Annotated in this window: 18 protein-coding genes; 14 read left to right on the top strand and 4 right to left on the bottom strand. The window is 50.3% G+C overall.

The features are described 5' to 3' along the window. The first annotated feature begins 46 nt into the window (after positions 1 to 46). From kdgT to IEY53_RS04550, 4 genes are all read left to right on the top strand, one after another. Entirely contained in the window at positions 47 to 1,048 is a 1,002-nt protein-coding gene (gene kdgT, locus IEY53_RS04565) for a 2-keto-3-deoxygluconate transporter (protein ID WP_189022417.1), read from the top strand. A 199-nt stretch (positions 1,049 to 1,247) separates the two neighbouring features. Further along, complete coding sequence (locus IEY53_RS04560; RefSeq protein WP_189022416.1) at positions 1,248 to 1,859, top strand: bifunctional transcriptional activator/DNA repair enzyme AdaA; 612 nt, start codon at positions 1,248 to 1,250, stop codon at positions 1,857 to 1,859. Next, positions 1,816 to 2,373, top strand: a complete 558-nt coding sequence (locus tag IEY53_RS04555) for a methylated-DNA--[protein]-cysteine S-methyltransferase (protein ID WP_189022415.1) — start codon at positions 1,816 to 1,818, stop codon at positions 2,371 to 2,373. Before IEY53_RS04560 ends, IEY53_RS04555 begins: the two co-directional genes overlap by 44 nt. Further along, positions 2,354 to 3,253 (top strand): DNA-3-methyladenine glycosylase family protein, encoded by a 900-nt coding sequence (locus IEY53_RS04550; protein ID WP_189022414.1) that lies wholly within the window; start codon positions 2,354 to 2,356, stop codon positions 3,251 to 3,253. Before IEY53_RS04555 ends, IEY53_RS04550 begins: the two co-directional genes overlap by 20 nt. Positions 3,254 to 3,572: 319 nt before the next feature. On the opposite strand, the gene IEY53_RS04545 is transcribed toward IEY53_RS04550, so the two are convergent. From IEY53_RS04545 to IEY53_RS04535, 3 genes are all read right to left on the bottom strand, one after another. Continuing rightward, entirely contained in the window at positions 3,573 to 3,773 is a 201-nt protein-coding gene (locus IEY53_RS04545; protein WP_189022413.1) for an aspartyl-phosphate phosphatase Spo0E family protein, read from the bottom strand. 291 nt (positions 3,774 to 4,064) lie between these two features. Next, positions 4,065 to 5,459, bottom strand: a complete 1,395-nt coding sequence (locus IEY53_RS04540; protein WP_229695982.1) for a helix-turn-helix domain-containing protein — start codon at positions 5,457 to 5,459, stop codon at positions 4,065 to 4,067. 179 nt (positions 5,460 to 5,638) lie between these two features. Further along, positions 5,639 to 6,064, bottom strand: coding sequence for a VOC family protein (locus tag IEY53_RS04535; RefSeq protein ID WP_189022412.1), 426 nt, complete (start codon positions 6,062 to 6,064; stop codon positions 5,639 to 5,641). A 325-nt stretch (positions 6,065 to 6,389) separates the two neighbouring features. On the opposite strand from IEY53_RS04535, the gene IEY53_RS04530 reads away from it, so the two are divergent. The 10 genes from IEY53_RS04530 (at position 6,390) to clpB (ending at position 17,536) form a co-directional block, all read left to right on the top strand. Beyond that, entirely contained in the window at positions 6,390 to 7,442 is a 1,053-nt protein-coding gene (locus IEY53_RS04530; RefSeq protein ID WP_189022411.1) for a helix-turn-helix transcriptional regulator, read from the top strand. Between the two features lie 55 nt (positions 7,443 to 7,497). Further along, on the top strand, positions 7,498 to 9,012 hold the full coding sequence (locus IEY53_RS04525) for a spore germination protein (RefSeq protein WP_189022410.1): 1,515 nt from the start codon (positions 7,498 to 7,500) through the stop codon (positions 9,010 to 9,012). A 29-nt stretch (positions 9,013 to 9,041) separates the two neighbouring features. Then, positions 9,042 to 10,211, top strand: coding sequence for a Ger(x)C family spore germination protein (locus tag IEY53_RS04520; RefSeq protein WP_189022409.1), 1,170 nt, complete (start codon positions 9,042 to 9,044; stop codon positions 10,209 to 10,211). 16 nt (positions 10,212 to 10,227) lie between these two features. Continuing rightward, entirely contained in the window at positions 10,228 to 10,470 is a 243-nt protein-coding gene (locus tag IEY53_RS04515) for a hypothetical protein (RefSeq protein ID WP_189022408.1), read from the top strand. A 21-nt stretch (positions 10,471 to 10,491) separates the two neighbouring features. Next, positions 10,492 to 11,601: a GerAB/ArcD/ProY family transporter gene (locus tag IEY53_RS04510; protein ID WP_189022407.1), complete on the top strand. Its 1,110-nt coding sequence runs from the start codon at positions 10,492 to 10,494 to the stop codon at positions 11,599 to 11,601. 247 nt (positions 11,602 to 11,848) lie between these two features. Then, positions 11,849 to 12,139, top strand: a complete 291-nt coding sequence (locus tag IEY53_RS36360; protein WP_505819744.1) for a DUF2651 family protein — start codon at positions 11,849 to 11,851, stop codon at positions 12,137 to 12,139. Between the two features lie 80 nt (positions 12,140 to 12,219). Then, complete coding sequence (locus IEY53_RS04505) at positions 12,220 to 12,774, top strand: GNAT family N-acetyltransferase (protein ID WP_189022406.1); 555 nt, start codon at positions 12,220 to 12,222, stop codon at positions 12,772 to 12,774. Positions 12,775 to 12,947: 173 nt separating this feature from the next. Continuing rightward, positions 12,948 to 13,415, top strand: coding sequence for an Hsp20/alpha crystallin family protein (locus tag IEY53_RS04500; protein WP_189022405.1), 468 nt, complete (start codon positions 12,948 to 12,950; stop codon positions 13,413 to 13,415). A 235-nt stretch (positions 13,416 to 13,650) separates the two neighbouring features. Further along, a complete protein-coding gene (locus tag IEY53_RS35850; protein ID WP_189022404.1) occupies positions 13,651 to 14,667 on the top strand; it encodes a DnaJ C-terminal domain-containing protein in 1,017 nt (338 codons plus the stop codon). 226 nt (positions 14,668 to 14,893) lie between these two features. After that, positions 14,894 to 17,536: an ATP-dependent chaperone ClpB gene (gene clpB, locus IEY53_RS04490; protein ID WP_189022613.1), complete on the top strand. Its 2,643-nt coding sequence runs from the start codon at positions 14,894 to 14,896 to the stop codon at positions 17,534 to 17,536. Positions 17,537 to 17,586: 50 nt separating this feature from the next. Here the strand turns inward: clpB and IEY53_RS04485 are convergent, their stop codons facing one another. After that, positions 17,587 to 18,840, bottom strand: coding sequence for an MFS transporter (locus IEY53_RS04485; protein ID WP_189022403.1), 1,254 nt, complete (start codon positions 18,838 to 18,840; stop codon positions 17,587 to 17,589). Positions 18,841 to 18,883: the final 43 nt, after the last annotated feature.

The following is an 18,883-nucleotide window of genomic DNA, read 5'->3' as shown; positions in this document are numbered from 1 at the left end:
CACAAACTATCGCCTCATATGTTAATACGAAAGGTATGATAATCTCATGAAAATCAAAAAAACGTTGGATAAAATCCCCGGCGGGATGATGCTGGTGCCGTTGTTTCTTGGAGCCATTATACACACCGCTTTCCCGGGTGCAGGAGAATACTTCGGCGGCTTCACCAAGGGGCTGATGACGGGAACCGTGCCTATTCTGGCGGTCTGGTTCTTCTGTATGGGGGCAGCTATTGATGTCCGTGCAACAGGGACTGTACTGCGGAAATCGGGCACATTGGTGTTGACCAAAATCGCCGTGGCCTGGGTTGTGGCCATGATTGCCATCCAGTTCCTGCCGGAGGGCGGGGTTCAATCCGGATTCTTCGCCGGCCTGTCCGTTCTGGCCCTGATCTCCGCGATGGATATGACCAACGGCGGTTTGTACGCTTCCATCATGCAGCAATACGGCACCAAAGAAGAGTCCGGTGCGTTTGTGCTGATGTCGCTGGAGTCCGGACCGCTTGTTACGATGCTGATCCTGGGCAGCACCGGAGTTGCTGTGTTTGAACCACATCTGTTTGTCGGTGCCGTGCTTCCATTCCTGATCGGCTTCCTTCTGGGCAACCTGGATCATGATCTTCGTGATTATTTTGGCAAAGCTACCCAGACACTGATTCCTTTCTTTGGATTTGCACTCGGAAGCTCCATCGATTTGGGTGTCATTGTGGATACCGGTCTGCTGGGCATTCTCTTGGGTGTAGTTGTTATCGTGGTAACAGGTATTCCGCTTATTCTTGCTGATAAATTCATTGGCCGCGGCAATGGTACCGCCGGACTGGCCGCTTCCAGTACCGCCGGTGCAGCGGTTGCGAACCCTATGCTGGTGGCTAACATGAAGCCGGAGTTCCTGCCTGCCGCCGAAGCCGCGACCGCTCTGGTTGCTGCCTCTGTCATTGTGACTTCGATCCTGGTGCCGGTCATAACGGCCTATTACTCGGACTATATGAAAAAGAAGAACCCGCAAGCCGCAGAGTCTGTGGATATAAAGGCGAAAAAGGCAGCGGTGTAATAACACCGCAAGCTGCTGCTGAGTGCAGGTCTCCGAATGAGCGGAGACCTGCGCTTTTTTGTGTGTGGCAGGATTATAAACTCCATTAAGACTCGGGATTGAAAACGCAGCACCCTCTGTCGTAATCTTGCGTTCTTATTCCCTTGGGCTGCATATGGCCAGCAAAATCGCTTATACTGGCGGTATGAGGTGATTATATATGAATCCGTTGATGTTTGATGAGGTCTACCAATCGGTAGTCCGGCGTGATCCCACCTATGACGGCGTTTATTATACAGGCGTGCGGACCACCCGAATTGTCTGCCGCCCCTCCTGCAGGGCAAGGACGCCGAAGGCCAGTAATGTAACGTTTTATACCTCTTTGGAAGAGGCTGTACATGCAGGCTTCCGTCCCTGTAAAAGATGCAGGCCGGACGCAGGCGGCCGTCTGGGCCCCGATGCGGTACTGGCTGCACAGGCGGATACGATGCTCGAGGCCCGCTTCGCCGAGCGGCTGACGCTTCAGTCATTGGCTGAACCGCTGGGGGTAAGTCCATTCCATCTGCAAAGAACCTATAAACGGATAACCGGACAATCTCCTGCAGCCAGGCTTGACCAGATACGGCTGAATAAAGCCAGGGAACTGCTGAAAGACAGCGGGCTTACGGTTGCCGACATCGGAAAGGCGGTCGGCCTGCGGGGGCCGTCGCATTTTGCAGCATGGTTTCAGCGGAAAGCAGGTCTTGCACCGACAGAATACCGGATAGTATGCGAGGGAGGGAATAAGAATGACGCAGAACATATACCATCACACCCTGAAGCTGGGGAATAGACTGTGGACGCTGTGGGCCAGTGGCAAGGGGCTGATCCGCGTATCCTATGGACAGGTCCAGCCTGAAGAGCCGGCTCTGGCTGCCTGGCTGAACCGGTACGCCGGTTCGTATCGGCTTATAGAAGGAGAGCAGATATTTATTGAGCTGGGCGCTGTCAGACTGCTGGAAGAATATTTTAGAGGAGACAAGGTTAGTTTTGGGAGCATCCTTCTCGACCTGTGGGGAACCCCTTTTCAACAGGAGGTATGGAACGGATTGGCTGCGATTCCGCATGGAGAGGTGACTACTTACAAGGAGCTGGCGATATTAATAGGCAGACCGCAGGCGGTACGTGCTGTAGGCACGGCCAACGGGCAGAATCCGCTGCCCGTTATTCTGCCCTGCCACCGGATCATTGGCGCCAATGGCACCTTAACCGGCTACCGGGGCGGCCTGAAGCTTAAGCAGGAGCTGCTGGAGCTGGAGGGGATAGGAAATGTAAAGGCGGTGGGACATGAGCGTTTTGCTTTTTAGACTGCCGCTGCCCGCGCTGTTTGACTTCAATTTGTGCTTGGAGTATATGCAGCGTTCTACACTGGAATGTCTGCATCAGGCTGACGCTGCGGGGGTGACGCGGCTGTTTGTACTGGAGGGTTCACCGGTTTTGATCCGGGTGACGGCCCCGGACGGAGACAGTATGGAAGTAAGGCTGCTGTACGGCGAGCTGCCCGGTGCACAGCAGCAGGAGTGGCTGGCCCGCTATATTATGGAGTGGTTTGATCTGGATCGTGACCTTGCGCCCTTTTATACCTTGGCAGCCGCAGATCCGCTTTTGGGGCCGCTCGCCGAACGCTTCCATGGTTTGCGGATTGTAGGGATACCGGACCTCTTTGAAGCGTTAAGCTGGGCGATTCTGGGGCAGCAGGTCAACCTGGCGTTTGCTTACCGGCTTAAGCAGCGGTTAACTGCGGAATACGGGAGGTCTTTGGAGTGGGAGGGGCATACGTATTATTGTTTTGCCCGTCCGGAAGATTTGCTGGACGTATCTGTGGAGGAGCTATGCACCCTTCAACTGACCCGCAGCAAGGCCCGCACGATTCTTGAGGTTGCCGCTTTGCTGGCCCGCGGTGAGCTGAGCCGGGAGGCCCTGCTGTCCTTGCCGTCCCCTGAAGCTGCGGAGAAGGAGCTCGTGGCCATTCGCGGCATTGGGCCCTGGACGGCACAGTATGTGCGGATGAGATGCCTGCGCGACCCCTCTTCTTTTCCGGTAGGGGATGTCGGGCTGCAAAATGCCGTGAAGGTACTGACGGGAATGGACAAAAAGCCAACTCCGGCAGAGCTTGTGCAGCTGTCTGCGGGCTGGCGGGGCTGGGAAGCCTATGCCACATTTTATTTGTGGCGGACCTTGTATTAAGCCGTACGAAAGCCATTCCACCCACTCATGCCCCATTACAGAAGGGGACTTGACCGAAATAAAGAATGGATATCGTGCCATGCTCAAGCCCGAAATGGAACGCCTCCAGAACACCTGCGGACCCTACAGCCCTTATATTCTATATATGGCGCATTCAGCCGAACTTACGGACCCTAGGGCTCTTATTACCTCTCCGTAAGGCGTAAATGGAGTGGATTTCCGTGAATAGGTGCAACGGAGTCCGTAAGCATGGGGAAATCGTATATTCTTTGAACATAAGCGCGCCTCGGTCCGTTCCCGCCACTTTGACATGACTCTATCAGATTGTGCGCAGCCTGGCACCAGTGTGCCTTTCTTGTTCTTGTTGATAGGAGAGATTATATTGGTTCAGCAGCTCATCCAACGCTACAGATTGCCGAAGTACCTTGGGATGATTGAAGCTGCCATACTGCATCTGCATTTGGTGAAGCTTATATCGTGCTCTTTCAATGCGAATTCGGGTCGGTACCGGACTGTCCATGTTGGATTCGCCTCCTTGTGTAATATTTTAGACATTAATGTAAAAATATAGAGCATTGGACTTGGCACATTATAAAATTTCAGGGTTTAGCTTCCATAAAAAGACGCTCTCGGTTTAACCGGAGCGTTTTTACATTTTATTCTAAAAATCTCCCTGAGACGATAACCTTCAGATTATAGCTGGATAGAACCTTATATTTAGCCTCCTAATCCATGCCCCATGAGTTGAATTAACAATTGAAGATCGGTGCTCCCAATAATTCCGGCTGGAAGAATAATTAATAGAGCCAGACTAACAAAAACTAGTGACTTTATACGTCCTTTTTTCATTGTAACTCTGCACCTCCCTGATAAGAAGTTTGTATTTCTTCTGCTCTTCTTCCCCTGCTGCATAGCGGTATTGTTCAAATAAATCCACACATTGAATAACAATACTCTCATTATTAATTTTAGCGGAGAATTCCAAACTTTGAAGAATGAAATCTATGCCACCACATCGGTTGTTATGTAAGTAATAGGTTGCCAGCTCGGCAAGGAATCTGGCATGTTGGTCGGCCATAATCTGCTGATTATAATCGCCGAACTCCGTGCGGTGTATCCGGTAGGGAATGTATGTAGAGAAACGCTCCAGAATATGATCCACATTCCAGTAATATTGGTTGGCTGATTGAATAATTTTGTAGAGAGCGGTGAATATTTCATTCGGTTGGGTTGAGATATATTCGACATATTCAGGCAGGACTTCTTGCTGACCCGCCATCATGCGGTATAAATAGGTGTTGGCGGTGGCCCATTCCTGGAACTGCTTAACTGTACGCTTCACTTCCTCGGTGTCTTCCCGGATCCAGCTTTCATCTGCGTAGAGTGACACAATCTCCAATGCCTGTACATAGTCCCCTGCCCCTTCGTACACAACCGAACGGAGAAGGTGCGAGTATAAAATATAATAACAGAGTGGTCTCGCAGGCATCTTCCCCCTGCTGGATTTGTATTCCGAACGGTACCTAAGGTTATATTGAATTGAAGCACGCCGGTACAATTCTTTAGCCAGTTCATTCACTTTACTCCATTGATGCAATGAACTATATAGATCAGCCAAATGTTTCAATGCATCCAACTGATCGGCTTCATCCAGTCGGTCCAGATATGCTTCAAATTGATTGGCAGCCCGCATATTGACATTCTGATCGTCACCCAAGGCAATCAGGAACAAACGGTATTGGCAGACTGCCAGCCGTTCGGAATGCTGGTAGCGCTCGCTGGCACTCACATTTTCATATAATAATGCGGCTGCGCCCTTGTTCCCTTGCTGGTACAATTCTTCTGCCACCTCAAACAGCATGGGGGCATAAGCGAGATTGTCCAGCAGGATTCCAACGATTCGCTCAATGCAATCCAGACGCCCGGCGGCTGCAGCGCGCACAATAAATGGCCGCAGCCGCCGCCATGTGGGTGCAGAGTGAAAAAAACACTCATCGACATACAGATTATAAAAATAGTCTTCCGCAAGGCCCATTCCCCTGGTGATCTGTTCGAGATGGCCCATAGCTATCGGCTGGTTGCCATTGATAATTCGGCTGAGTGTTCCCGAATTAATACCGGACAGGATTGCAAACTGATTAATCGACATCCCCTGTTTCGCCAGATAGGCCGCTAAATGATCACGAATTGTGACTGTAGGCTCCAAGTTAACACCACCCTTCAATATTCCATAAAATAGAATAATAGGTTCACAGTTACAATGATAAACCTTAATCATACAACGGTCAATATTTCTCTAATTGCGCTGTAAAAAAAAGAAAAAAGCTGCCCGTCAGCCATTTTCATAACTTCGGGACAGCCTTGCAGGGATGCAGGGACGAGGTCTTAATTGGGTCTGTTCGTGAAGACCTGGAAGGTTACACCGAACTTGTCGGTGACCATGCCATAGGCCGGACTGAAATAGGTCTGCTCCAGGGGATGGAGGATGGTGCCGCCCTCCTGCAAATTTTCATAGAAAACCCGTGTAGTCTGTGCATCGTCCGTTGTAATGCAGAGAGTCAACCGGGTTCCTTCCGCTTGTATCTGACCCGGCTCGGCATCCGCTATAAAAATAACGGTCTCCCCGATCTTGAGTACAGCATGTGCGATCCAGCCTTTTACGACCTCATCCATAGGTTTCTCCGGGCTCGCGGGTCCTTCTCCAAAAGTCTGTGCCGACAGAACCTTTGCACCCATCGCCTGTTCATAAAAAGCAATGGCGTTGCGTGCTTCTCCATTCAGCGTAAGATAGGGAATCAATTGTACAGTCATGTCTAATCTCTCCTTAAGTTTAAATTGAGTCTGGCTGTTGTGCTTGAATCCTATTCTATCCTATAATGGTGACAACTATTGTCACTATTATAAATTGAACCTGAAAATAAGAAAATGGGAACAGTGACGGAGGGGGATTTTGGAACTGGAGGAGCGGTAGCGACCGCCTTTGTCTACAGATTTCAACCGTGTAGAGCGGTATAAATAAAGAAATCTGTGGACAACAGCGGCCGGAAGTCCAAACATTCACCGTAGTCACGCTCACCCAAATAGAAGAATTACAAGTTCAATTTATATAATAAAAAATAAAATGGAGCGCTAACCAATGCCTAAATCGAAACGTCTTCTGGAACTGATGATGACCGTCAACCGGAAGCGCAAATTTACTGTCAAGGAGCTTGCCGATGAGTTCGGGGTATCTACCCGGACGATATTAAGGGATTTGCAGGAGCTGGGTGAGCTGGGGGTCCCGCTATACTCCGAGGTAGGTCCTCACGGCGGATATCAGGTGCTCAATGAGCGGATTCTGCCGCCTATCGCGTTCACGGAGGAGGAGGCCGTCGCTATATTTTTTGCCAACCATGCACTGCGCCATTATACGGATCTTCCCTTTAAGGAGGCGTCTTCATCCGCGCTGCACAAGTTCTACCATTACATGCCCGGTGATGTCAGGGACCGGATTGATGAGATGAAGAACCGGGTGGATTTCGTCACCCCGACAAGACAAGCCGAGTCTCCCCATCTGTCCATGCTGCTTGAAGCCGCCGTTCAGCAGAAAGTGCTGCTGATTGAATATGCCAAAGCTGATGCAGAGGAGCAGCGGCCCGCCGGCAGGCTGATTCAGCCCATTGGCATCTACGCCCATGGCGGTCTGTGGTATTGTCCGGCTTATTGCTTCCAACGCGGAGATCTCCGGATCTTTCGCTGTGACCGGATGTTATCGGCGGCCTATGATACCTCCGGGATAGAGCCGCTGGATCTTCGCCATATCCACTTGGGCAACAGGGAGTTGTTTATGCCGGGGTTGGGACAGGAACAGAGGCAAGAGGGAGTGGGGGGCCGGGGCCCCCGGCCAGAGCAACCTGAGAGAAGGGAGCAGCTAACACTCCTTGTGCAGCTGGGAAAGACTGGCGTTCAACGATGCGAGGCGGAGCTGTGGACAGCGCCCCAGCTGCATATCCGCGAGGATGGCAGCGGCTGGCTTGCAGGTTCTGTTGCAAAGGTCGAACTGCCGTTCCTTGCACGTTTTGTGATTGTCCTCGGCAGTGAAGCGACGGTGCAGGAACCGCCGGAGCTGGTACAGGAGATGAAGCGGGCCCTTGAGGAGATTATGGCGAAATATGACAGAATTCAAAATAACTTCGAAAAGCATGAATAAATCTTATTTGAGTTGAAAATATTAAGGCAAAGTTCTTACTTCCGGAGGTTACCACATGAACCCAACGAGCTTTGCCGATACCCGTTCAGAAATGGATGCCCAACCGATCACACCCGTATTGGAGTCTAATTTAAAGTGGCTCGAAACGCGTTTTGAATACTGTGGTGATTTATCCGTTTTTCAATGGCGCTTTGGACCGGAGCTCCGGCACACAGCATTTTCCGTTTATTTCGATTCATTATTTGAAAGTAAAACAATAAATTATATGAAAACCTCGCTTCAGGACCTTGTCCCCCACGAAGTAGGACCTGCAATTTCTGTCATTCCTGAAGATGTAATCCGCTTTTTCAGCAACCATGGTGTTTCCTCGGAATCTGCTATGCTAATAAACGATTTAAAAGAAGCAAGTGATGATATTGTTACAGGGCATCTTGTTATTTTCTTTAATGGTTGGGATCAAGCGTTGTCTTACAAAGTTGCTTCACTGATAACCAGGCAAGTGACCGAACCGGTTGCGGAATCCGTAGTTCATGGCCCGCGTGAGAGTACCGTTGAAAATTTACAAAAGAATATCGGTCTGTTACGGCAGCGGCTAAAAACCCCTAATTTTAAATTAGAAAAGTTTACGCTTGGGGTAGATACCAAAACTGAAGTCAATATCGGTTATTTGATAAATGCAGTTAACTTGGAAGTCTTAGCTGAGTTAAAAAAGCGAATTTCGGGAATGAAGAAAGTTAATGTTCTTGATACCTCTTTTATTGAAGAGTGGATTGAGGATTCTACTTATTCCCCATTTCCTCAATACCGCTATACAGAACGGCCGGATACCGCTACTGCCGCTTTGTTGGATGGTAAAATCATCGTGCTTGTCGAAGGTACAGGTTCGATTTTAATATGTCCGGGACTTTTTACAGAAATGCATCAATCCTCGGAAGATTATTACCAAAGAAGTATGATTGCTTCTCTGATTCGTATTATGAGGATATTTGCATTTTTTATTGCTTTAAGTTTGCCGAGCATATATATTGCTTTAACGACTTTTCATCCGGAATTGATTCCTACCGTTCTTTTACTTGCCATCATGAATGCACGTGAAGGAATTCCTTTCCCTGCATTTATTGAAGCGGCCATCATGGAATTTTTCTTTGAACTTCTTCGTGAAGCCGGAGCGCGATTGCCAAGACAGATTGGCGCCACTATAAGTATTGTTGGCGCTCTCGTGATTGGTGAAGCAGCCATATCTGCAGGTATTGCCTCTCCAACGATGGTCGTGGTCGTTGCATTAACCGGAATTGCTTCTTTTGCCATTCCTCAATACAACATGGCTACCGCTTTAAGAATTATAAAGATACCGCTCATGATTTTAAGCACATTCCTGGGCGGATTCGGTCTGATGATTGGTTTTCTCTGGATCTTGCTGCATTTAACAAGTCTCAGATCCCTTGGGCAACCTTATCTAGCCCCTTTAGCACCTCTTCAACCTAAACAATTATTGGATACACTTCTTCGTGCCCCGTTAAAAATTTTAATTCGTTCACCGCGCAATAAGCTGCTCGAATCCAAAAAATAAAAGGAAATTTTTTGAAAGAAGGCTCATTTATGCGAAAAATCGCATTTGCCGGCTGTCTGATGGTCTGCGTTCTATTGTTGCCGGGTTGCTGGGACAAGGCAGAACTTACGGATCGGTCCTTTATCTTAGGACTTGCCATCGACAAAGCAGATAAAGGAATGGTTGATCTTACCGTGCAAGTATACAAGCCGGTACATTCCGGCGGTTCACAAGGAAAGCAAGGCGGAGATATTTCCTATATCAATGTGCATACTAAGGGTAAAACGATGTTTGATGGGGTTCGGGATATTATCCTTCATACAGGACGCAAAGCACAATGGAGCCATTTGCAGGCTATCATTGTAGAAGATCAGTTAGTACAAACCTATCCGATCGGTGAGGTTTTAGAATTCTTTTATCGGGATCATGAGGCTAGACTTAGTTCTTCGTTTTTTATTACCCACGGGAAAGCATCACAATATTTGGAAATGAAGCCTCTAATCGAAAAAACAATAAGTCAACAGTTATTGCAAATCACAAAATTTTCCGATCGGCATAATTACAAAACGACCGACACTTCATTACTTGAGCTTTTCCTCGGTCTTCGCAGCCAGACGGGGATTTCGTTAGTTCCTTACATCACAAAAAGTGGAGAACAAGAGGAAGAGCTGGTGGCTAACGGAATAGCAGTCTTAAAAAAAGGAAAATGGAAGGGGACCGTTTCTTCTCAGGATTCGCGAATGATACATATGTTGCTTAATGATTATAAAGGTGGGATTATCCGCGTTCCGTGCGAAACTCAAAGCAGTTCGAGCGAGACAAGCGACAATTCCCTGGAAGTATTATCCTTCCATTCCAAACTAAAACCGCAAATTGAAGGTGAAGTAGTCAAACTTCAAGTCTTCGTTCAGTTTTCAGGAGCTATTGGAGAGATGAGGTGCACGAAATTAAAAACTTCGGAAGATGAAAAGGAATTTGCTGAAGCCGCAGCTCGGACAGTTGAACAATCTTTAAGAAAAACTCTGAACCTAATGAAAAAAAAGAAATTAGACCTGATTGGATTAGGAGACCGGATTTATCGTCAAGATCCAGCCCTATGGAAACGGTGGGAGAGGAATTGGGAAGATCGTTTCGCTGATATTCAAATCGATATTAAGACAAAAGTTGAAATAAAAAATAGCGGAACAGCAGTACCAAAACCGCTTTCTATGGACAAGTAGTGAAGGAGCATGAACGATGGCTGAAAAAATGGTGGTTGTGATTTCGAGTTATTTGTTAATGACGTTCTATAATCTTGCCAGAATAAAGAAAATGGCACTGCGGGACAAGATCACCTATGGAGTGACCGTTATTGTCTCTATTTATCTTGTTATTGAGTATGTTGGGGAATTTGGAATGCCGATTCTTCATGACATTGCAGCATGGCTTTATAAAGATTTGGGTCGTAGCATTGTCGGGTATTTAGACAGAAATTCTTAGAAAAGGAGCAGCATGATCTTTATGAATAAACAAATCATAAATCAAGAACAATTGATCGTGTTGTTTTTTGTTTATTTGACTGGCTCAGTTATTGTAAACCTTCCTGGTCCGTTAATTGGATTCGCCCATAACGGCGTATGGATATCTCTGCTGCTCTCCAGCGCGGTTGCCATGATACAATTGCTGCTTGTCCTTTACTTGGATAAAGAATATCCCGGACAATCTTTTATTGAATATAGCCAAGCTGTTTTGGGAACCTGGCTTGCTATTGTTATTGTTATTCCGTTTATTTCGCTCTTGTTTGAAATGAGCACTGATATTGTACATGAAGTAGGTAAATATGTTAACAGTTCTTTAATGAGGCAAACTCCCCAATACATATTCGATATCTTTATCTTCACCACAGTAGCCATAACTGTACGTGCAGGGATAGAAGTTATGAGTAGAATGTTTACCATTCTAATCTTCGTCGTGATGCTGTTCATCATCTTGACAATGTTGTTGTCCTTTCCTAATTATCACAGCGAATTTCTTTTACCTGTTCTTCCTGACGGAATCAAACCTGTATTGCATGGCGCCTACCTTTCATTTGGTTTCACACACGCAGAACCGGTCTTGCTCGCCCTTCTCCTTCCTTTTGTCCGCCGGCCGGCCCAGGGTTTACATAAAAAGCTGATAATTGCGTTTATTATCAGTGTGATCACATTGATTGCGGTCACCATATCAACCATTCTTGTTTTCGGACCCTTAGCCGGGGATAGAAAGTATTCAATGGTAGAGGTTGCACGAATAATTAATGTACAACCTATTATTCAGCGGGTAGAATTCATTGTTGGAATAGCATTAATCGTAGGTTCCTACATGAAAGCCTGCATTACACTTTTCATACTAAATCAATTAATTGTACGTATATGTAAGTTAAAGGATGAGAAGGTGTTTATACTTCCTCTGGTTTTTATCAATATGATATGTGCTTTTATCTTACAAAGAAGCGAAACAGGATTGACCGAGCACATCACGGTGATCCTCCCCATTTGGAAGTTGACCGGATTTACAATTCCTCTGTTGCTCGTGTTTGTAGTTCATCTGCTGAAGAAAAGATTTGGCTTAAAAAAGACGCCAACCCAATGAGAGGATCAGCGTGACCCATTCTGATTTTGTCCAGAAGGTTGAACACCTCTTAAAAGGCAGCTCTTTCTACTTAATTAATGTGAATGAAATCACATGTGTAACACGCCCTAGGCCATTCATAGGAAGTCTCTAACTTAATTGGAAATTTAGGACTCCCAAGGAGTTTGCACTAGTGTTAATATTTACATAAGTAGAGTGACTGCTCCCAATCATTAGCAAATCCCCCCTTTTTAATTTTTGATTATGGATGAGGTGTGCAATTATGATTTATCATTTTTTGGAGTTAAGTCCATTTCTGTTGGTTTTGTTGTATTGTCCGCTGATCTCATTAATTGCAGGAGTGATCGTCGCTTCTCTTCGTTGGAGTAAAATAATGGCTCCAGCAGCAGCATTTTTACTTCCTCTCCTCTACATCACGGTCGACTGGAACACATTTACAACAAATTTGGATGCATGGTTATTGTGGGGGAGCATGTATGCATTATTAGCCTATTTCGCTGTGTGGTTTATGACCTCCGTTAGAAAACGGAGAACATAGTAGATTTGTTGGATTTGGCGGACTTCCATCCCGCTATTCACTAGGATTGAATGATCAAAGAAACAGAGGAGCGAAGAGTTATGAGTAGACAAGCGGCTTTATTGACAGGAGATCGGGTGATTCTGCGCCCGGTGAATGCGGATGATGCGGAGTGGATGTACGAAAGCTTTTATAGTGAAGAGACGCGCAGACTGACGGGTACACAGAAACATTATACGAAGGAGCAAATTGCCCGGTATATTGAGGCCAAAGCGGGGGATGTTACATCAGTGCTGCTGTTGATTGCCCTGCGGGCAAACGGGGAGGTTATCGGCGATATCGCTATCCAGGATATGGACCGCAATAACCGTACGGCCAATCTGCGGGTTGCAATCAATGAGCCGGAACATCAGGGCAAGGGTTATGGGCAGGAGGCGCTGCCTCTGATGCTGGACTATGGCTTTGGCATCCTGAATCTGCACCGTATAGAGCTGGAAGTATATGCATATAATAGCCGTGCTGCACATGTCTATGAGAAGCTGGGATTTGTGCGCGAGGGGGTCCGTCGCCATACCCTTTTTTACAACCATGAATACCATGATGTCATTATGATGAGCATGCTGGAGGACGAATACAAAGCGCGATATGTAAAGTAAAGGTCGAATAAGGTCAAATTAATCAAAAGACTAAAATTTGTTCTGAAAAATGAGCGGAAATGCCAGTATATGGCCTTTTATGCGCTTAAATCGCTTTTGTGCCCCCTGCTGAAGAAGGCTATAATAAAGCCATAGGTCAAACAAAGTCAAAGTACACGAGAGGAGAATGGAAAATGTTTGATTTGGTTCCTTTTGGAAAACGCAGAGATGATGCTTTTGGGATGCTGGCGAAGTCCCTGAATGAAGTGTTTAGTGATGATTTCTTTGCACCGATGAAAAGCTCGACGTTATCTTTCCGCACGGACGTGCGTGAGAGCGACCAGGCCTACCTGATCGAAGCGGAGCTTCCCGGCTTCAAAAAAGAAGAAATCGACATTGACTATGCCAATCCCTACTTGACGATCAAAGCGGTGCGCAAGGAAGAGAATACCGAGGAGAACAGCCAGCATCAGCTGGTACGCAGAGAACGCCGTTACGGTGAATATGTGCGCAGATTCTATGTACAGGATATTTCGGAGGAAGGCATCCGCGCTTCGCTGAAGGATGGTCTGCTGACGCTGGAGGTTCCTAAACACAAGCATATCCAAGGCAAGCGGATTGAGATTCAGGACGGGAACACATCCGGCGGTGAGCTTCAGTAAAGAAGCGCCAGAGGCAATGGGGTGCTTTTCAAGACCGGTGAATTACGGGTGAACGGGAGTACGGGCATAAGCGGTACAGCCCATGGGTCCTCCCGGTCCCCGAAGCCACAGACCAATCACCGGCTTTTAATATAAGAGTAGTATAAGAGGCGCATTGTAGTGGGGATTCCGGCTATAGTGCGTCTTTTGTTGGAATATACTGAATTCTTGAAGGGTTACGGAAGGAGGCAGAGCTATGGCAGCAAAAAGCTACTACGAGGTGCTGGGTGTTCCTAAGAATGCCTCCAGACAGGAGATTAAAAAGGCCTATCAGAAGCTGGCCAAACAGTGGCATCCTGATGTCAATAAGGCGCCGGAGGCGGAACACCGCTTCAAGGAAGCTGCGGAAGCTTATGAAGTACTCAGCAATGAGGATAAAAAAAGGAGCTATGACGAGGAATTGCGGTACGGGGCAGGAAGCAGGTCTGCGGGAGGTTCAGCTTCCGGCACGGGTGCTTCCTGGGAGGGGCCCTTTGGCTCGGGCCGGAGCGGAGCGTATACAACCGGCGGCTTCGGAAGCGGCGGCGGATTCGCTGAGGATGACCTGTTCGGGATGTTTTTTGGCAGCCGGGGAGCGGCGGAGCGTGCGGGGTTTGATTTTTTTTCGGGCAGTGGGGGCGCGGGCCCGGGCCCGGGTAATCCGTGGGACAATGTCCGAAGCAGGGTACAGGCGGAACTGAACATTACGCTGGAGCAGGCTTATAAAGGCGGCGATATCCCGGTCCGAGCGGGCGGGCGGGACGTGAAGGTGAACATTCCGGCCCGGTCTGCCGAGGGCACAGTGGTGGAGCTGCCTGGAGGAGCGGCGGGCGGAGCCGGACCGGACGAAGATCTGCTGATTATTCTGCATCTTCTGCCGCATGAGATCTATGAGGTGCAGGGGAAGCATTTGCACGGCAAGGTGCAGATTGCCCCTTGGCAAGCGGTACTGGGCGGAGAGGCCAAGGTTCCCCTGCCTGATGGCAGCACGGTGAAATTGAAGATCCCGGCCGGAATGGAGAGCGGCAAGACGTTGCGGATGCCCGGCAAAGGCCTGCTGGGCGACGGCGGGATCAATGGCGATATTCTGTTCGACATTGAAATTGTTATTCCGGACCTTGCCGGTGAGGCGGAAAAGCAGCTGTACCGCCAGTTGGCTGAGCTCAGCAGCTTCCAGGCCGGAGCGAAACGGCAAAGCGCCGGGGCCCCGCGCGGGAAAGCGCCGGTGGGCTAATGCGGTGGGAATCGGCTGACGGCCCGGAATGAGAGGCAAAAATGCCTCTGATGCGGTGGGAATCGGCTGACGGTGCGGAATGAAAGGCAAAAATGCCTCTGATGTGGCGGGAATCGGCTGCCGGCGCGAAATGAGAGGCAAAAATGCCTCTGATGCGGCGGAAACCGGCTGATGGCCCGGAATGAGAGGCACGCTACGAATAACGTTGAAAGGTGTGGGGGGACTTATGGATTTTAATAAATTAACGCAAAAGCTGCAGGAGGCGGTGGCCGCAGCGCAGTCCCTGGCAGCGGGCAGCGGGCACCAGGAGATTGATCATCTCCATCTGCTGAAGGCGCTGCTCCAGCAGCATGAGGGACTGCTGCCGAGACTCCTGCAGAAGATGAATATTCCTGCAGCCGAGCTGCTGCACAGCACGGATGAGCTGCTGCAGCGCAAGCCGGGCGTAAGCGGCACCGGCGCGGGAACGGTGCGGCGGTATGCCTCGCCGTCGCTGATCCGGGTGCTGGAGAAAGCGGAGCAGGAAGCCGCACAGATGCAGGACGACTTCGTGGCCGTTGAGCATGCGGTGCTGGCGATGGTGTCGGATACGGGCAGCGAGAACCGTGAGCTGCGCGGGATGTTTACCAGCCGCGGCGTGACCCGGGAGAAGCTGCTGGCTGTACTGGCAGAGATCCGCGGGCATCAGCGGGTGACAAGTCGGGAGCCGGAAGCCACCTATGAGGTGCTGGAGAAATACGGGCGCGATCTGGTCGCCGAGGTGCGGGCCGGCAAGATCGATCCGGTTATTGGGCGCGACGGCGAGATTCGGCGGGTTATCCGAATCCTCTCCCGCAAGACCAAAAATAACCCGGTGCTCATCGGGGAACCGGGAGTAGGGAAGACAGCCATCGTCGAAGGACTGGCCCACCGGATCGTCCGCAAAGACGTGCCGGAGGGACTGAAGGACAAGACGATTTTCTCGCTCGATATGAGCGCACTGGTGGCTGGAGCCAAATACCGCGGTGAATTTGAGGAGCGGCTGCAGGCAGTGCTGAAGGAGATCCGGGAAAGCAACGGGCGGATTATCCTGTTCATTGATGAGGTGCATACCATTGTCGGTGCAGGCAAAACCGAAGGTGCCATGGACGCCGGCAATATGCTGAAGCCCATGCTGGCCCGCGGCGAGCTGCACTGTATCGGGGCCACGACACTCGATGAATACCGTAAATATATCGAGAAGGACCCGGCACTGGAGCGCCGGTTCCAGCAGGTGCTGGTCAGCGAGCCGGATGTTGAAGATACGATTTCGATTCTGCGTGGGCTCAAGGAGCGGTTCGAGGTGCATCACGGGGTCAAAATCCATGACAGCGCCCTTGTCGCGGCAGGTGTATTGTCCAACCGGTATATTACGGACCGTTTCCTGCCGGATAAAGCGATCGATCTGGTGGATGAGGCCTGTGCCATGATCCGCACGGAGATTGACTCTATGCCGGGCGAGATGGATGAAGTTACCCGCCGCCTGATGCAGATGGAGATTGAAGAAGCGGCGCTGAAGAAGGAGACCGATGAGGCCAGCGCCCGGCGGCTGGAGAGCTTGCAGCGTGAGCTTGCCGATCTCAGGGAGAAACATCTGGGCATGACTGCACGCTGGGAGAAGGAGAAATCGGTCATTCAGGGGATCCGTGAGCTCAAAAAACGCCTGGAACAAGCCCGTAAAGACTTGGTCGATGCGCAGGAGGTTTACGACCTGAACAAATCGGCCGAGCTTAGCTACGGCATCATTCCCGACCTGGAGCGGCAGCTGAAGACAGCGGAAGAAGCGGCCTTGTCGGATCAGGATACGCGGCTGCTGCGCGAGGCGGTCACGGAGGAGGAAATCGCCGATATCGTGTCGCGTTGGACTGGCGTTCCGGTGAGCCGTCTGGTTGAAGGCGAGCGGGAGAAACTGCTGCGGCTGGAGGACACACTGCATGAGCGGGTTGTCGGGCAGAACGAAGCCGTTGGCCTGGTGGCGGATGCCGTACTCCGCGCCAGAGCGGGAATCAAAGACCCGAACCGGCCCATTGGCTCGTTCCTGTTCCTCGGCCCGACCGGTGTCGGCAAAACGGAGCTGGCCAAAGCGCTGGCGGGTTCGCTGTTCGACCGCGAAGACGGCATGATCCGCATTGACATGTCGGAGTACATGGAGAAGCACAGCGTGTCCCGCCTGGTGGGTGCGCCTCCGGGATATGTCGGCTATGAAGAAGGCGGCCAACTGACCGAAGCGGTGCGGCGCCAGCCGTATACGGTGGTGCTTTTGGACGAAGTGGAAAAAGCCCACCCGGATGTGTTCAACATCCTGCTGCAGCTGCTGGATGACGGGCGGCTGACCGATTCGCAGGGCCGCAGTGTGGATTTCAAGAATACGATCATTATTATGACCTCGAATATCGGGTCGCCGTATCTGATCGAGGGCACGGATCCTAACGGCGAGCTTACGGAAGCCGCCAAGGACAAGGTAATGAAGGAACTGCGCAGCCATTTTCGTCCCGAGTTTCTGAACCGGGTGGATGACATTGTCATGTTCAAGCCGCTCACACTGGCGGAAATTGAACAGATCGTTGATAAACTGGCGGATGGACTACGTCTGCGGCTGGCCGAGCGGGGGATCGGGCTGATCCTGAGTGAGGCGGCGGCGCGTTACATCGCCAAGGAAGGCTTCGATCCGGTCTATGGAGCGAGACCGCTGAAGCGTTTCATCCAGCACAGTCTTGAGACCCGGGTGGCGCGTGCGCTTATTGCCGGTGAAGCGGAAGAAGGTTCGGTTATGGAGGTCGGCGAGTCCGGCGGCGCCTTAACCGTCTCCATTAGGAGGCAACAAGCCGCTGATGTAATGAGTCCTGTATAATCAAAAAAGGCGTTCCCTGCCATTGTGGCCCGGGGAACGCCCTTTTTGGGTTAAATCAACTCGTTGTTCCGTTTCAGATGACGGTACAGCAGGAAGGCGAACAGGGAGCACAGCAGGGCACACAGGCCAATGAAGGCATATCCGGCCTGAAGTCCCCTGAGCAGTCCCGTGCCTTCAGCGGCACCGGCAGCGAACAGGTTTTTGATGCCATTCGTTAAAGCCCCAATGAAATAATTGCCCAACACGCAGGCCACCCCCATCAAGGTGACAACGAACGTTATGGCGGCATCGCTGCTCTTGCGGTACCTGTCGGCAATCAGGGCCATAACCGTAGGGTAAATCGGAGCGATGCCTGCCCCCGCCAAGGCAAACAGGAACGCTCCCGGCTCACCGGCAACAATCGCCGCAAAAGTGCAAAGGCCCGAAAATCCGGCCAAAATGATCAGCGACAGGGTGAAGCCGATTTTGTCCGTCACGGGACCGAGCAGCAGCCGGGCCAGCGTGAAGCAGAGGAAAAAGGCGGACAGCATGCCCGCTGCTGCGGAGCTTTCCCAGCCGTAGGCTTTTTCCAGAAAGTTAACCAGCCAGCCGCCCACCGCAAGCTCAGAAATGACGCCGAAGGAAAGGACGGTGACCAGCAGCCAGATGACCGGGTCGCGGGCAATCGCCTTAAGCGGTATCCGGTCCTCGGCCAAGGTGGCATCTCCAAGGAATTTGCCCATCACAGCCGGGATCATCGGCACCACGGACAAAGACAGGATGATAAGGTACACTCCCCGCCAATCCAACATATGGCCAAAGACGGTAACGGTCATCAGCCCCGAAGAGACCAGTGGAGCGACTGTCGAGCTGAGCCCATAGAAAAAATGGGACAGATTCATCATCGTGCCCGTATTTTTGACAAAAATCCGCGCTCCGAGCACCGCCAGGCCAATCTCCAGCATCCCGTTGCCGATGTACATCAGGAAAAAGGAACCGGACAACACCGGATAGCTATGGGACAGAAAGATAAAGACGCCGGAAGCCGCCATAGAACCAAAAGCAATCAGACTGACCACTTTGACGCCTATACGGCGAATCAGGTAGGCGGTAAAGGTGCAGGCCAGCAAATAACCAAGCGAGTTCAGCGATAAAAGGGTGCCAAGCTGCATCTCATCCAGCCGTAAATCACTTTGAATGCGCGGGATGGCGGGTCCCTTAATATTTTCGGAAAAGCCGAAGATCAGAAAGCCGACAAAAACGGTCAGCAGCTGCAGGATATAATTTCTTTTGGATGAGCTTTTCGCGTGTGCAGGACTTTTCAATTAGGAACCTCCGGAAAATGAATAGATCGGGGCATAACCGAAC

Origin of the sequence: Paenibacillus albidus, from assembly GCF_014644435.1 — a bacterium.
Lineage (GTDB): Bacteria > Bacillota > Bacilli > Paenibacillales > Paenibacillaceae > Paenibacillus_AQ > Paenibacillus_AQ albidus.
Note: the sequence above shows the minus strand (reverse complement) of the source record. Positions and strands in the feature narration are given on the sequence as shown.

Excerpts from the sequence above, each read along its gene's own strand:
- IEY53_RS04505 (WP_189022406.1), top strand. The coding sequence starts at position 12,220 with ATGAGTAGACAAGCGGCTTTATTGACAGGAGATCGGGTGATTCTGCGC.
- IEY53_RS04525 (WP_189022410.1), top strand. The coding sequence starts at position 7,498 with ATGAACCCAACGAGCTTTGCCGATACCCGTTCAGAAATGGATGCCCAA.
- IEY53_RS04515 (WP_189022408.1), top strand. The coding sequence starts at position 10,228 with ATGGCTGAAAAAATGGTGGTTGTGATTTCGAGTTATTTGTTAATGACG.
- IEY53_RS04510 (WP_189022407.1), top strand. The coding sequence starts at position 10,492 with ATGAATAAACAAATCATAAATCAAGAACAATTGATCGTGTTGTTTTTT.
- kdgT (WP_189022417.1), top strand. The coding sequence starts at position 47 with ATGAAAATCAAAAAAACGTTGGATAAAATCCCCGGCGGGATGATGCTG.
- IEY53_RS04545 (WP_189022413.1), bottom strand. The coding sequence starts at position 3,773 with ATGGACAGTCCGGTACCGACCCGAATTCGCATTGAAAGAGCACGATAT.
- IEY53_RS04535 (WP_189022412.1), bottom strand. The coding sequence starts at position 6,064 with ATGACTGTACAATTGATTCCCTATCTTACGCTGAATGGAGAAGCACGC.
- IEY53_RS04520 (WP_189022409.1), top strand. The coding sequence starts at position 9,042 with ATGCGAAAAATCGCATTTGCCGGCTGTCTGATGGTCTGCGTTCTATTG.
- IEY53_RS04500 (WP_189022405.1), top strand. The coding sequence starts at position 12,948 with ATGTTTGATTTGGTTCCTTTTGGAAAACGCAGAGATGATGCTTTTGGG.
- IEY53_RS04530 (WP_189022411.1), top strand. The coding sequence starts at position 6,390 with ATGCCTAAATCGAAACGTCTTCTGGAACTGATGATGACCGTCAACCGG.
- IEY53_RS04550 (WP_189022414.1), top strand. The coding sequence starts at position 2,354 with ATGAGCGTTTTGCTTTTTAGACTGCCGCTGCCCGCGCTGTTTGACTTC.
- IEY53_RS04555 (WP_189022415.1), top strand. The coding sequence starts at position 1,816 with ATGACGCAGAACATATACCATCACACCCTGAAGCTGGGGAATAGACTG.
- clpB (WP_189022613.1), top strand. The coding sequence starts at position 14,894 with ATGGATTTTAATAAATTAACGCAAAAGCTGCAGGAGGCGGTGGCCGCA.
- IEY53_RS35850 (WP_189022404.1), top strand. The coding sequence starts at position 13,651 with ATGGCAGCAAAAAGCTACTACGAGGTGCTGGGTGTTCCTAAGAATGCC.
- IEY53_RS04560 (WP_189022416.1), top strand. The coding sequence starts at position 1,248 with ATGAATCCGTTGATGTTTGATGAGGTCTACCAATCGGTAGTCCGGCGT.
- IEY53_RS36360 (WP_505819744.1), top strand. The coding sequence starts at position 11,849 with ATGAGGTGTGCAATTATGATTTATCATTTTTTGGAGTTAAGTCCATTT.